14 protein-coding genes are annotated in these 13,800 nt (G+C 65.8%); 10 read left to right on the forward strand and 4 right to left on the reverse strand.

The genetic code is table 11. From position 1 onward, the window contains the following. From KF688_07765 to KF688_07775, 3 genes are all read right to left on the reverse strand, one after another. A partial coding sequence (locus KF688_07765) for a hypothetical protein (protein MBX3425558.1) occupies window positions 1-1,590 on the reverse strand: 1,590 nt, incomplete at its 3' end. Window positions 1,591-2,052: 462 nt separating this feature from the next. Then, window positions 2,053-2,514 (reverse strand): hypothetical protein, encoded by a 462-nt coding sequence (locus KF688_07770; protein MBX3425559.1) that lies wholly within the window; start codon window positions 2,512-2,514, stop codon window positions 2,053-2,055. A gap of 119 nt (window positions 2,515-2,633) precedes the next feature. Beyond that, complete coding sequence (locus KF688_07775; GenBank protein MBX3425560.1) at window positions 2,634-3,488, reverse strand: phytanoyl-CoA dioxygenase family protein; 855 nt, start codon at window positions 3,486-3,488, stop codon at window positions 2,634-2,636. A 427-nt stretch (window positions 3,489-3,915) separates the two neighbouring features. Between KF688_07775 and KF688_07780 the strand changes: the two genes are divergently transcribed. The 5 genes from KF688_07780 to KF688_07800 all read left to right on the forward strand — a co-directional run bounded on the left by KF688_07780 (window position 3,916) and on the right by KF688_07800 (window position 9,195). Beyond that, window positions 3,916-5,409, forward strand: coding sequence for a hypothetical protein (locus tag KF688_07780; GenBank protein MBX3425561.1), 1,494 nt, complete (start codon window positions 3,916-3,918; stop codon window positions 5,407-5,409). Between the two features lie 199 nt (window positions 5,410-5,608). Continuing rightward, the gene (locus KF688_07785) at window positions 5,609-6,229 is read left to right on the forward strand and encodes a hypothetical protein (protein MBX3425562.1); all 621 of its coding nucleotides are present in this window, start codon (window positions 5,609-5,611) and stop codon (window positions 6,227-6,229) included. A 583-nt stretch (window positions 6,230-6,812) separates the two neighbouring features. Beyond that, a complete protein-coding gene (locus KF688_07790) occupies window positions 6,813-7,304 on the forward strand; it encodes a hypothetical protein (GenBank protein MBX3425563.1) in 492 nt (163 codons plus the stop codon). A gap of 173 nt (window positions 7,305-7,477) precedes the next feature. Then, a complete protein-coding gene (locus KF688_07795; GenBank protein MBX3425564.1) occupies window positions 7,478-8,293 on the forward strand; it encodes a hypothetical protein in 816 nt (271 codons plus the stop codon). Beyond that, on the forward strand, window positions 8,290-9,195 hold the full coding sequence (locus KF688_07800) for a hypothetical protein (GenBank protein ID MBX3425565.1): 906 nt from the start codon (window positions 8,290-8,292) through the stop codon (window positions 9,193-9,195). Before KF688_07795 ends, KF688_07800 begins: the two co-directional genes overlap by 4 nt. A gap of 30 nt (window positions 9,196-9,225) precedes the next feature. Here KF688_07800 and KF688_07805 read toward each other — a convergent pair whose 3' ends face one another. Beyond that, window positions 9,226-9,567: a hypothetical protein gene (locus tag KF688_07805; GenBank protein ID MBX3425566.1), complete on the reverse strand. Its 342-nt coding sequence runs from the start codon at window positions 9,565-9,567 to the stop codon at window positions 9,226-9,228. 413 nt (window positions 9,568-9,980) lie between these two features. Between KF688_07805 and KF688_07810 the strand changes: the two genes are divergently transcribed. From KF688_07810 to KF688_07830, 5 genes are all read left to right on the forward strand, one after another. Beyond that, window positions 9,981-10,592, forward strand: coding sequence for a hypothetical protein (locus KF688_07810; protein MBX3425567.1), 612 nt, complete (start codon window positions 9,981-9,983; stop codon window positions 10,590-10,592). 700 nt (window positions 10,593-11,292) lie between these two features. After that, window positions 11,293-12,147 (forward strand): GIY-YIG nuclease family protein, encoded by an 855-nt coding sequence (locus KF688_07815; GenBank protein ID MBX3425568.1) that lies wholly within the window; start codon window positions 11,293-11,295, stop codon window positions 12,145-12,147. Between the two features lie 185 nt (window positions 12,148-12,332). Further along, the gene (locus KF688_07820) at window positions 12,333-12,755 is read left to right on the forward strand and encodes a hypothetical protein (protein ID MBX3425569.1); all 423 of its coding nucleotides are present in this window, start codon (window positions 12,333-12,335) and stop codon (window positions 12,753-12,755) included. 78 nt (window positions 12,756-12,833) lie between these two features. Continuing rightward, window positions 12,834-13,289, forward strand: a complete 456-nt coding sequence (locus KF688_07825) for a hypothetical protein (protein MBX3425570.1) — start codon at window positions 12,834-12,836, stop codon at window positions 13,287-13,289. Window positions 13,290-13,429: 140 nt separating this feature from the next. Continuing rightward, the gene (locus tag KF688_07830) at window positions 13,430-13,717 is read left to right on the forward strand and encodes a hypothetical protein (GenBank protein ID MBX3425571.1); all 288 of its coding nucleotides are present in this window, start codon (window positions 13,430-13,432) and stop codon (window positions 13,715-13,717) included. Window positions 13,718-13,800 lie beyond the last annotated feature (83 nt).

A 13,800-nucleotide genomic window follows, 5' to 3' on the forward strand; every position in this document is an offset into this window, starting at 1 on the left:
CATGTTGAGCGTCGTCGCTTCGCTCAAGTTGACGGCGCCGTTGAACTGCATCGTCCCCGCCCCTGCAAACTGACCCGTGCTGGCGATTCCGACCGGCTCGAAGTTGACGGTGTTGTTAAAGTCGAGAATCGCCCCGGCCGCCACGTTCACCGCCGCGTCGGAGCGGAACCGCACGATGGAACCGAATCGCGACACGCCCGTGCCCGTGACGGTGAGCTGCGCGCTTCCGATCAGGTCGTTGCCGATGTCGATCGGCTGGCCGCTCCAGACGGTGACGTGACCGGGGATGTCGGACAACATGTTCAGCACGCCGTTCATGACGAAGCGCGCGTCGCCGGTCTGAACCGTGGCGTCGCCGTTGTTGAGGTTGATCACGCCGTCGAAGCCGTTGGCGCCTGCGTCCAGGTCGTAGTCGTTGGAATTGACCACCAGTTGCCCGAAGGCTTCGACGTTGACGGTCGTGATGCCGCCGTTGGGACCGTCGAAATCGAAGTTGGTCTGGTTGATCGCGAGCGAGGCGTTCGGGCCGACGGTGAACCCGGCGGCCGGCGAGGTGAGACTGAAGTTGGCGCCGGCGGCGATCGTCGCCGCGCCGTTGAACACGACCCGGCCATGGTTGATCAGCGACCCGCCGTTCATCGTGAAATTCGAGTCCATGTTCAGCACGCCATCCGTATCGACGACCGTGATCGTCCCGCCTGTCTGAGTCAGGGTTCCCCCGGCGATCGTCGACGGCCCGGCGGCGATTCCGGGAAATCCGCCCACCATCCCGTTGTCGACGACGATCTGCCCTCCTGCTCCCAATGTCCACGCTGCCGACATGTTGAGCGCCGTATTCTGGGCCATATTCATCGTGCCGTTGAACGCGTCGGAAAGCGTCGCATTGATGGCCAGAGTCTGGTTGCGGTTGACGTTCACGACCCCCGATTCCCCAGAGCCGTCCAGGTCGATCCGTACGTTGGCGTTGCCGGCGTTGATCGTCAGCGTGCCGACCGGCGGCGGCAGCAGGATGTTCGAGGACCGCGACAGGGCGGTGATCGTGCCGTTGTTGTTGAGCAGCGTGCTCACGACCAAGGACGAGTCCAAATTGACGACGCCGTTGCCCGAAAGCAGGCCTCCCGAATTGATCGTCGCTGATCCGTTCACGACGAACGACGGATCCGCCACGTTGAGCGTGCCGCCGGAGAGCTCGACCGCGGCGCCGCTTCCGATCGTGAGGTTGTACGTATTCAAGTCCGACCCGACGCCGCCGATAAACAGGTTGGTGCTGGCGCCGGTCAACTGCGTAAAACCGTCGACCGTCAGGTCGAAGCCGTTGGTCGACAGGTCGATGCCCCCCGACATCGTCAGACCGTTGACGTGATTGTTCGACCCCAGATTGACCCCGTGGGAGGTGTTGAAGATCGCCTCGTCGTCGGGATCGGGTTCGTCGGCCGGGGTCCAAAACGCCGTGCTGCCGCCGTCGACCCAGTCGTTGTTGAGACCAATCCAGGTGCGCGGCGCCGCCCAGACGGTCGCCGCCATCAGGCACCATGTCGCCGTCAAAGACGCCCCCGGCAACGATCCGCGAATCAAAGTCCGAACGTTCATAGCCGTCTATTCCTGGTGAAGTTGTCCGGCGACCCGAGCGGCCGAAACGTTCCGGGCGATCCCATGTTACGGCACTCAGGGGAACGGCGCCGCGCTGCGCGCCGGCGACGACCGTCGATCCGGCAAGCGCAACACCTAGCGATTTGTAACACGCCCGCGGCGACGGCTCGCGGCGAACGGGCCAGCAGCGCCGCCTGTTCGTATGACTCTGTCCGCCGCAACGCAAACGCCGCAGCCTCGGCTCACAGCCAATCCGCGCCGACCCAACTTCCGGTGCAGAAACGGGGCGCACTTACGCAACCCTGGGAAGAGCTCATGTCCCCCCGACCCAGCAGGCAAACAGCCCGCAATATAAGCACGGGTTGCAGCCAGAGCAATGAATTCTCACCTGGCTGCTGGCAATCGACCGGCGGGGGGGAATCGCCCCAAGTCCGCCTCGGAACACGGCGCCGCATGGCGAGGTCACAGGAGCCAGTCGTCGTCCGCCTCGGCTGGCGGCTCGATCCGAACCGACTCGCGCGGGCTGGGGGGGGCCAGCGGCCGCAAATCCTCGGCCGAAAACCAGTTGGGAATCGCGCGGTCGTTGTCGCGAACCTGGTATCGCAGGCCCCGGGCGCGGTCGTCCCAGTGGATCTCGCAGACCACCCCGGTGCGCGGATCGTTGGCCCGCATGCGCGAAAGCACTTCGACCCAATCCCCCATCTCGAGCCCCTCGCTGGCGACCTCCTGCCACAGCGTCGGCTTAACCCGCAAGCACACGTCGCCGTAACGGAGCCGAGCGTAGGGCCCCGACTCTCCCTCGCGACGAAACACGCGCGGACTGGGAATGAGTCGCCGGGCCAGGGCGACGTCCTCGGGATGAACCCAATCGTCCCCGTTTTGCGGCCACCAGGGGTAATATCCGTAGCGCGGTTCGATCTTCATGGCGAGAGGCTCGGCATGGGACGAAAGAAGGCGGAGGTCGTTTCGCAGCAAGCCGCCCCCTTCACGCGATCATACTCGAAAAGTGAAACGCGTCCCGCCCCCCGGCATGCAGTCGCGTGTCAGGCGAGCAACGGGAAGAACGGCCCGGCGAGCGGTTCGCCGGGCGAAACGGCGGGGACGCCCGCAAGCAGCGGCTCGGGCGATGCGCTGCACGTGCCGTCAACAAAAAAGTTGACCACCGCCACCCGTCGCGGGCGATCGCTGCGATTGGCCGGCGAACCGTGCACCGTGAGCGGATGGTGAAAACACGCCTCCCCGCGACGCGCAATCACGGCGACCGGGTTTTCGAGCGCCTGGCATTGCTCGTCGGACAGCAACTGGCGAATCCCTTCCATGTCCCCCGCCAACTCGGTCCGCGGCAGCAAATCCCAGCGATGGCTGCCGACGACGTACTGGATCGAACCGTTCTCGGCGTCGCAGTCGTCCAGCGGCAACCAGCAGGTAAGGTGCCGCATCGGTTGGGTGCGGGTCCAATAGGAATAGTCCTGGTGCCAAGCGACCACGCCGCCGTGCCGGGCCGGCTTGCAGAAGAGCTGGTCGTGCCAGAACCGCGGCGGACCGCCCAAGAGCTGCCGCGCCGCCTCGACCAACGGCCGATGCCACACCAAGTCGTGAAACCCAGGTCGCAACCGCCACGCCCCCAAGGCATGAAACAGCGTCGTCTCCGGGGTCGTCGATTCGTTCGTGTGGTACTCGTACCACAACTCACGACCTTCGTGGTCGGGGAGAAAGAACTCGGCGAGCTCGGCGCACAGCGCATCGCACTGTTCAGGCGAAAGGAGCGGCACGTTCGTCACGAAGCCGTCGCGCTCGAACTGGGCAAGCTGCTCGGTCGACAACACAGGACCGGCGGTCTCGAACGAGTTCGCAAACAACGTACCGACCGGCCCATGAACCGTGGAGAGATCGCGCATGACGAGGTTCCCGAAGGTCCGACAGGGCGAGGAGCCGCTGCAAGGAAGCAGAGCGAGGAAACGCCGCGAGGAAACACAGTCGAGCGATCGCCGCGACGTCTGAGCATTGTAGCGAACTCCCAGGCCGTCGAACGCGCGCCCTCGTGGCGGCCAACTCCGGGAAGGGGTCCCCGAGCCGGTCCGACGCGAGGGGGGCGATTTTGCGGATTCAACCGGCAAAGCAGGGGGGGCCCAGGAGCCGCCCCCGAGCATCCTCCTCAAAAAGGGAGACTGGCTCGCGAGCCAAGACCAAACCCTCCTTGAAAGCGGCGCTCCGTGAGCGCGCCTGTCCCCTTTTTTCAACCGGCTGCGAGGGCGACCTATAATTGCAAGCTTCGCGCCCCGCCTTCCCCTCGCGCCTCGCGCCTCAAGATTTTCGACTCCCCCCATGAAACTTCACGACTTGCTCGCCCACCACGGCGTCGCGGCGAATCCGTTCGCCGACGAGGACGCCCAGACCGATCCGGTCTTCCAAAGCCGGTGCGGCGCGAGCACGTTCCATCCCAATTGGGACAAGGTCTACGGCGACCCCGCGACTCCCGCCACTTCGATCGTGTTCGGCGAGAAGGGAGCCGGCAAGACAGCGATTCGCCTGCAGATCGCTGCGCAGATTAAAGTACACAACGCCGCGCACCCCAACGAGCGGCTGTTCGTCATCGAGTACGACGACTTCAACCCCTTCCTCGATCGATTCGCCGATCGGCTTAGCGGCCGCAAACGCCGCCAAGCGGCGCGAATCCTCGACGAGTGGAAGTTGTGGGATCACATGGACGCGATCCTGTCGCTGGGAGTCACCAGCATCGTGGACCGCTTCCTCGGCGCCTCGCAACCGAGCGGCCCCGCGGCGAACGCGCTTCCCAGCGACGCCCGGCAACGGCTCGATCGGTTCCAACGGCGCGATCTGCTGCTGCTGGCCGCGTGCTACGACAACTCGCTCACCGAGACCTTTCAATCGCGCTGGTATCGCCTGCGGCGCAAGTTGCGTTATCACCCCTGGCAAAACTGGCTGCTGCGCGGCATCGGCCTGACGACCAAGGCGGCGGTCTTGGGATTCGTCGGATACACCCGCAACTACCACTGGCTGTGGACCGTGTGGCCGTGGCTGGCCATCGCTCTGGGCTGGGCCCCGTGGCTCGCCCAGGCCTGGAAGTGGTGGTTCCAAGCCCACGGAGTCGCCAAGAACCTGCGGGTCGTCACCCGCGACGTCCGGCCCTTGCGGCAAGTTCTCATGCAGTTCGCAGGCCGCGACATCAACGGCCAGCCGCTCCCCAACAAACGCCGCACCGACGACCGCTACGAACTGTTCAACAAGTTTCAGGGGGCGCTTCGGGCGCTGGGATTCACGGGGGTCGTCGTCCTGGTGGATCGCGTCGACGAGCCCCACCTGATGAACGGCAAAATGGAGAACATGAAGGCGCTGGTCTGGTCGATGCTCGACAACAAGTTCCTCAAGCAGCCGGGGCTGGGACTCAAACTGCTGCTCCCCATCGAGCTGGGACAGTACGTCGAACGCGAGGACCGCGACTTCTACCAACGGGCCCGGCTCGACAAGCAGAACATGGTCCCCTCGCTCGAGTGGACCGGCGAGTCGCTCTACGATCTGGCCGACGCCCGGGTCTCGGCCTGCGCCGCCGAGGGACGGTTTCCGAAGCTCCGCGACCTGTTCGCCGACGAGGTGACCGACGCGCGGCTCGTCGACGCCTTTGCCCAATTGCGCGTCCCGCGGCACCTGTTCAAATTCCTGTACCGGCTGCTCGTGACGCACTGCCAGCAGTACGTCGACAACGCACCCGTGTGGCAAATCGCCCTCGGGACGTTCGACACGCAACTGGCCATCTACCGCCGCGAGCAACAGGCGATCGACCACGGGCTGGCTAGCTAGCGTTCGCCGGGTCTCAGTTCTTGGGCGCGATCGACCCGTGCGACAAAGCACGGGGCTTCGCCGAAATCTCAAAATCTGGGCCGATCGCATTCGCCTTGACCCGATTCGGGACGTTTGACACACTCCCGCGCCGCTGCCTTCGGCCGAACCGGAGGCAGACGTCGTCGACTTTCCAGTCCGCTTGCGGGAGTTCGTTGTCATGCGTGTTCGTGCTATCGCCGTCCTGTGCGCCGTCTGCTCGCCGATGTTCGTCGCGGGGTGCAGCAAGAGCGGAGACAACGGGCCCGTCGCCAGCGGCGGATCTGCCAGTACAACCGCGACTGCCTCGAGCGACGCGACCGCAGCCCCGGTCGCCGTCGTGCAACAGTTCCTCGACGCGGTCAAGCGCGGCGACACGACCCGCGCCGCCGGCATGCTGACGCCGTTGGCCTTGAAGATGACCACCGAGAACGACCTCAGCTTCTCGCCCCCGGGGAGCGAGACCGCCCAGTTCGAGATCCTCGGCGCCGAAATGGTCGACGCCGACAAGGCGGTCGTCGAAACCGTCTGGAGCGACCTCGACGCCGACGGCCAACGGGCGGAGGAGATGATCGCCTGGGCCCTGCGGCTCGAGGGGGGCCAGTGGCGCGTCTCGGGGATGGCGGCCGACCTTGAAGAGAACGAAGCTCCGCTGGTGATCGACTTCGAGAATCCCCTGGAGCTCGTCGAGCGACCCGCTCAACAAGCGGCTCCCCAAACGCCCGGTGGAACGGCGCCGACGCCGACCAATCCGGGCGATCAGGTCGCTCGCGACCCCTTCCAGCAGCCCCAGACTCGCTGACCGCGAGCAAAAAAGGGGCGATTTCCATGCGGCCTGGCGACTCGCAGGAGACCGCCTGCGGCGACGCACCGGGACCAGGTCGACTGCGCACGGCGCAGAGGCGGCAGAGGGGACCCGGAGTTCTAGGCGCTGTCGCAACTCGCTTTGAGATCTGGGCTTAGAGCGTAATACCGGACTCCTCGAAGGCCTGTCCGCAGGCGTTTCTGGGCCGGTCGGACGGCCGAGCCGGCCGCTCGTGTCGCCCCGCATCGTGGGTGCTTTCTCCCCGGCGTCAGGTCGGGCCCCTTGACACTCTTAGGCAGCGCGTTACCCTGCCTGCATAGATTCGCTGATCGGCAAAATTGACCCAGACCACAGATCCCCGCGCAGCGGGTCCCGCCCTGCCGCTTCGACCTCTGCGGCGACCAAAGTTTCTGTGGTTCTGCGTCCCGCCCCCGTGGCGGGACATATGCTTGTCAGTGCGTCTTCGACCCCGATCGTAAGCCCCATCCGCTGTCTCCGCCGCGGCGGGCCGGGAAATTCCAGTCCGGCGGCTGGCACTGCCAGTTTCCTGTATTCCGCTTTCATAGTGGGAGGAAAAGAGATGAATCGTTCTGTGTTGTTGACCGTTGCGGCGTTGGCCGTGGCTGTCGGGTTCGCCCTCTGCGGCGAGGACCAAGAAGTGCAAGCTGGCTTGTTCAAGAACAAGTGCTGCAAGCCCGCTTGCTGCGAGCCGGCCCCGCCGACTTGCTGCGAAGAGAAGTGCGGCGGCCGTCAGGGCCTGTTCGCCCGCCTGAAGGCCCGCAAGTGCCACAAGGCCGACTGCTGTGCTCCTGAGCCGACCTGCTGCGCCCCGGCGCCGGTCTGCTGCCCCGAGCCCCAGCCTTGCTGTGCTCCGGCGCCGTCGTGCGGTTGCGAAGCCGCTCCGGCGTGCGGTTGCGCCGAGGCCGCTCCGGCCTGCGGTTGCGAAGCCGCGACTTGCGGTTGCGCCGCCCCGGTTGAAGGTTGCAGCGCTTGCGAAGCCGCTGCCGCCGCCCCGACCGAGGAAGCCGCTCCCGCTGCTCCCACCGCCCCCGAGGGCGACTCGACCACCTAAGTGGGTCGTGTCGGAGTATTGGATACGAAACCGGACCCCGTCTGTGCGGGGTCCGGTTTTTTCGTGCGCTCGCTTCGTCGCGGCGGCATGTTCGTCGCGGGCGGTTGATGACGCCCCCAACGCGGCCTACTCTGAAGCGATCTCGGCCGCTTCCACTCGACTGACTGACCCGCATGTCCGCTCGCGCCGCCAAGCAACCACTCCTGCCGTCTCCTCCGGCATGGCGCACCGCGGCGACCGTGGCCATCGTTCTCCACCTGTTTTGCCTTGCCCTGACGATCGTCTCGAACGCGGGGGGCGGCGTCTCGCGGGTCGGGTACGCCCTGCGAAAGATCCCCCTGGCGCCCCGATACCTCAAACTGTTGGGGATGGACGTCGGCTACGATTTCGATCTCGCGGGGACCGAACCGCAGCACGCGGCCCATCGGCTTGAGTTGCGCGAGCCCGGCGCCGCCGAACCGCTGGCGGTCCTCCCCCCGGCCGACATGGGCCCGGGGCCGCGCCGACAACGCTATCAGCGGCTTGCTTATCACGTCGCGGAGTTCGACAAGGCGTTCGCCGAGAACTCCGACTTGCGGACGATGATCCCGCTGGCGATCACGGAACAGTGGACCCGGGAGCTTGACCTGCCGCAGGAGTCGCTCGTGCTGTCGTGCCCGCGTCAGGGCGCCCCGCGGTGGGGCGCGGCGCCGGAGGCTCAGCGGGCCGGCGCCGCCAAGGCGACCGAAGGGAGCGGCGCTGCGGGCCAGGCGACTGCAGCCGAAGACGAGGCGATCGACGTCGATCTCGTCTGGAACCCGTGGTCGGGACATTACGAAGCGAGCCGTCGCCAACCGCGACTCCTGACGGCCAAGGCGATCGCCCCGGCCCGCACCGCCCCGGCGCCCAATCCGCCCCGCGCCGGCGACGACGACGCCCAGCAGGACACGCCTCCCCACTCTGCCGACGAAGCGACCGGCGACGAACCCAGCGACGAGGTCGCGCCATGAATCAAGCCGTTACGGGATACTTCGAGCGGCTGAACTCGGCGGCGGGCGAGGCGTGGAACCGCTTCTGGTTCGAACCGACGACCGCCGCGACCTTGGGTCGCGTGCGGGCCGCCGTCGGGCTGCTCGCCCTCGTCGGGATCGCCTCCTACGGCCCGGACCTCGCGCGCTGGTTCGGCCCCGAGGGAATGCTCCCCCTGCCGGTCGTCCGCGAGTTCTACCCCGAACAGTGGTCGTTGCTCGACTACGTCTCCGGCGGCGGGCTGTGGGTCGTGTACGGTCTGGGGATCGCCGCTGCCGCCGCGCTGGCCGCGGGGATCGGCGGCCGCTGGGCTGCCGGCGCCACGCTCGTGCTGACCTTGTCCTTCTCGCATCGGGCGCCGATGACCACCGGCGAGTTCGAGGCGGTGCTCGCGTTTCTGCTGGCCTACGTCTGCGTCGGCCGAGCGGGCGACGATTTCTCGTTGGCGGCGCGGCTCGGGGCGCAACCGGCGCCCGTCCCCGCGGCGGCCAACACCGTCGCGGTGCGGCTGATTCAGGTTCACGTCGCCGCGGTCCACGCGCTGATGGCCATGGCGATGTTCGCGGCCAAGGACGGCGTCTGGTTCAGCGGCGAGGGGCTGTGGCTGGCCGCCGCGCGGCCCGGGGGAGCGCTGGTCGACTTGGCGTGGCTGAACGATCACCCCAAGCCGGTCGCCTTGGCGAGTCACTTGGTCACGGCGTACTTCGTCGCGCTGCCGCTGCTGGTCTGGCGACCGCTGACGCGCCCGCTGGTCTTGGCCGCGGCGACGATCGTCTGGCCGCTGTTGGCCGTGACGACCGGATCGGTCCTGTTCTGTCTGGCGATGGCCGCGGGAACGCTGGCGTTCGTCGACCCGGCGGCATGGACCCGGTCTCGGACGTAGGCAAAGTTCTCTTAAACTCGCCTGCGCCCCTCAGCCGATTCGCAACAGCACAGCCGCGGCCAAGGCGAGCCCCGCGGCGCACAGCACGGCGACGATCACGTGTCGGCGGCGGCGCAGGGCTTGTCGTTCGCTGCGCGTCAGCGACGGCGGCGGGGCAGGGGAGGGCGCCGCGGACGACGGCGCGGCCCCGCCGGGCGATTCGCCGGGCGCCGGCGTCGACGACGAAATGGGCGATGAAACGGGCGCCGACGCGGGCGCCGCGGCCGGGGTCGCCTCGCCGCACCGCGGGCAGCGCACCATCTGTCCCAGATGAGCCTCGTCGACCTGCGAGGCCCCCCCGCATCGGGCGCACGTGATGACGATCATGCTCATGGCAAGCGCGGCGATGGCGGTGCAGGGGGGAGCGGGGCCGAACCCTCAACATACGCGACCGCCCCGGAAGTTTGAATTCGACCCGGCTCATCGCTCGTGATCCCATCTGCGCCCATGGCAGGGGCGCCTGGGGTCGCAGCGCAGCGGAGCCCCCAGAGAATCCGCTGGGGGCTCGCTTCGTTCGACCCCAGCCGCCCGTCAATTTGCAAATGGGATCGCAACCCAGCTCCCCGCTCGTCCCGTTGCACTGGCCCGGCAATCCGTTCGGTGCGAAAGCGACTCGCACCGGGGCGCACATGGGTCGCGACCGACCGGCGGCGACGCTGGACGAGCGAGGGCGGGGCGACTACCGTGGGCGGACGCGGCTGCGTGTGTCGGTCGTTTCTCGCCGTCCCCGGTTCTCTTGATCCCCCATGTCGAATCGCCCCCCGCGCAAACCCAACTCCGGCGGCCGTCGTCGCGGCGGCGGAGCGCGCAGCGGGGGAGCGCGCGGCGGGGTGACGCTCAAGCGGTCGGCCGACGGCCGCGGCTGGCTGCTGTCCCACCCGGCGGGGGTCCGCGAACGGGCCGACGACCTCGAGGAGGTCCGCGCGATGCTCGACGCCGGCGAGATCGACGTCGCCGTCGACGAACTGCGGTGGCTGCTGTCGGGGTGCGGCGAGATGATCGAGGCCCATTTTCTGCTCGGCAAGCTGGCGGTCGAGACCGACGGCGACGTGGAACTGGGCCGCGGTCACTTCGGGTTCGGGTTTCAACTGGGCGAACGGGCATGGCGCCGGGCCGGCGAGCCGCACCCCATGCCGGCGCTCCATCCCGCAAACCGGGCGTTCTTCGATTGCGGTCGCGGACTGGCGTGGTGCCTGCGCGAATTGGGAAAGCGGGAGCTGGCGCTCGAGGTGCTCGCCAAGCTGCGCGCCGCCGACCCGAGCGACCCGTTGGGGCTGGCCGGGTGGGTCGACGAGCTCGCCACGGCCGACACGCCGCTGGTGCCGCTCGCCACGCTGTTCACGCCGCGGGACGCGTAGGCGCCTCGCCCGCGCGCGGACGGCTCGGCATTTTTGCTCGCGAGCAATATTCACGCACTGCTTTGTGCAAAACTCCGGGCGGCGGCGCGGGGGCCGCGCGCCAACCCGTTTGCCGGCAACGACTTCCGCGCGACTCGCCCCGAACCGGGCCGGAATTTTGCCAGCAAAACTCGCGGGGGAGTTGCAAAACCCCCGGGCCTGTCGCCGTCGTCGCGGCTGTGATCGCCACATTCATCGCCACATTCATCGCCCCGGTCGTCGCCGCGGGCCGCGCTGCCGCCGGGGGGCGTCGATTCGCGGCGTCAACGCTTCGTTCTACGCGACGCGCTGGCCCATTTTCTAGAAGAAAGCGGGGACTTTGCCGAACTCGCCGGGCGGGTAGACGGGGCGACGACGCTTCGCGGTATTAGCGGTATTACCCCATGATTTGCAGCAGTGAGACAGGCGTTAGGGGCAATCAGGGGCGCTGCCGCCTTCCCCGATCTCGGCACGCTCTACGTTGCAGCGCCGACTTCGCTAAAAAGATTGCGGGGGCGTCTGGTCGGCGATAGGATGTTGCCCTAACAGGAGTCACGCCGTGGAGCGAAGCTGAGCGGCGGCAGGCATGTGATAGACGTCTGCGTACCACACCCCACCTTCCTGTTCGGCACTCTACGGCGCTGCGCCGTAGAATTCCTGTTAGGCTTCACTAGGAACACTCATGGCCTCCGGGAAGTCAATCTCCTTCTTTCTCATCGACGGCACTGTCGATGGCGTTATCGCTTGCGAACTCTTTAACTGGACGGGCAAGGGATACAAGATTCCGCGCACTCTTCTCAAGACCGTTGCCGCGCGGGACGACTTGAAGAAAGCAGGCGTCTACTTCTTGGTTGGACACGATCCGAACTCGGATCAACCAACCCTTTACATAGGTGAGGCAGAAGAGGTCTATAAACGTATCACCCAACACCAAGAGAAGGAGTTCTGGTCCGAAGCTCTGGCATTCGTATCGAAGGACGAAAACCTTAACAAGGCTCACATCAAGTACCTTGAGTACACCCTGCACAAGGACGCGACCGAAGCAGGACGATATGCCTTGTTTAATAGCAACACTCCAAACCGTCCCGCGATCTCTGAAGCCGAACAGGCCGTAATGCTGGAGTTCGCAGATAACCTACGCGTCATGGTGGGTACTCTCGGATTTAAGTTCTTCGAGCCACTAATCACCAAGAAGAAGACCGAGCGAAGTGAGACATACCATATCCAAGCACCGCGAGGCGCTAGTGCCAAGGGTCTTCCAACCAGCGAAGGCTTCGTTGTCCTAAAGGGCTCAACAATCGCCACTTCCGATGTGCCCTCCACTCCATTCGCAATCAAACGCAAGCGCGAGAGCATCGTCGCCGACGGATCGGTCGTCGAGAATACACTCACCAAGGACATCCTCTTTAGCAGTCCTTCTCTAGCCGCTGCAGTCGTCCTGGGACGCAGCGCTAACGGGAGAGTTGAGTGGAAGCTAAAGAACGGTGCAACGCTCAAAGACAATGAGGTTTCTCCGAATGAGGCGGTGGAATCCTAATCCCTCGCTCAAGCTTAGCGCCAACGACAGGCCAGTAGGCTCGATCTCGCGGTACGCGGTTCATATCTGCCAGACTGTGCTTGGCGCCATGCCACTTGGGCAGGCTTAGCTCTTTCGTCCGGCGGCAGGAGGTCGGTATGCGGGATCGACGGTTTGTTGCGTTGCATCGGGGCGGTCCTTTGGACGTGAACAAGCACCGGCTTCTGGCTGCGTGGGCGGCCGACTGTGCAGAGCATGTGCTGCCCCTGTTCGAGTCGTGCCGCTCCAACGACCGGCCGCGGCTCGCGGTCGAGACCGGTCGGGCGTGGGGCCGAGGCGAGGCGGCGGTCGGCGTCGCGATGAAGGCCGCCGTCGCGGCGCACGCGGCGGCCCGCGCGGCGACAAACACGGCGGCGACCGAGGCGGCGCGGGCCGCCGGGCATGCCGTAGCAACGGCCCACGCGGCCGATCATAGCTTGGGGGCGGCCATCTACGGGGTGAAGGCGGTCCGCAAGGCCGGCGGCGACGGCGAAGCGGAACGCGCTTGGCAAATAGGCCGACTCCCGGACGAACTCCGCGAGCTTGTCGTCTCCGCGCTCGCTCTGCGTCGAACCACACGCTGCCCCTGACCAGGGCGGCATGTCGGCTTTTCGCGACGCTTAACCCGCTGATGCCGCCCCGGCAGGTAATCTTGGACGTTAGCCATCATGAATGTTCAACAAGCCAAGCTGTCATTCGAACAATTACTTGCCAGCGGCGGTCACTCCGTCGAATCGCTGGGCGTTGAGCGGGGCGTTCGTCTGATGCTGGATTTCTACCGGAACCAACGCTGCGAAGGTTGTTCCATCGACAACGACGGCGACATGCTGCTGTATCAATGGGGAGTGACCGGTTCGGAGGGACTTTTTGAGATCGACTTAACTCGCCAGTTCATTGTGGGCGAGGATAGTGACGATGAAAATATCTGGCAGCTTTCCTTGACGTGTCAGTTTTCGCCAACGTCCGAGCTGCAAGCCATCTCATCGGGAAACAAATGGTGTTCCAAGCCAAAGCCACAAGCAGTCGACTATTTCGAGAAATTCATACGCGACAGCGCAACTTACCGGTCGGTAGTCGATCTTCAGCCGACTGCAGTGTTGTTGAATTTCGACAATGCCGGGTAACACGTCGCTGCCGCCGACGCGCCCAGAAAACGAGCGATTTGGCGATTCTCTTCCGCACCGGCTATACTGCCGGCATACCGCTCGCATGAGGGCGGGCCACTGAGATTTTTCGTCAGGCGGCAGCGGCAGGGGATCGCACGATGAACGAGCCGGAATTGACGCCGGGCGAAAGGCGTTTCCTGGAAGATCTGCGTAGACTGCCGACTTCGGTGCGTTCCCGGCTCGTGGGTTGGGGGTGCGAACTTGTCCCCAGCATCGCTTTATTCGTTTACGGCTTGATCGCTGATCGTCGCTTGTTTGTCGTCCTTGGCTTTCTCAGCTTGCTGTACTTTACTGTGTGGCGCATGTACGGGCAGCTTCGCGGGTTTCGGATGCTGCACAGCATCTACGAAAAGCAATTGTCTACGATCGAGATCAGGGACGCCTGACAAGGCGCGGCCGTAGACCCGCCGGCCCAACGGCCGGTTTGGGCGTTGCCCCTGCACCGCGGTTATGTTCGGACCATCTGCTG

The sequence above is a fragment of the Pirellulales bacterium genome, from assembly GCA_019636345.1.
In the GTDB taxonomy this organism is placed as follows: Bacteria; Planctomycetota; Planctomycetia; order Pirellulales; family Lacipirellulaceae.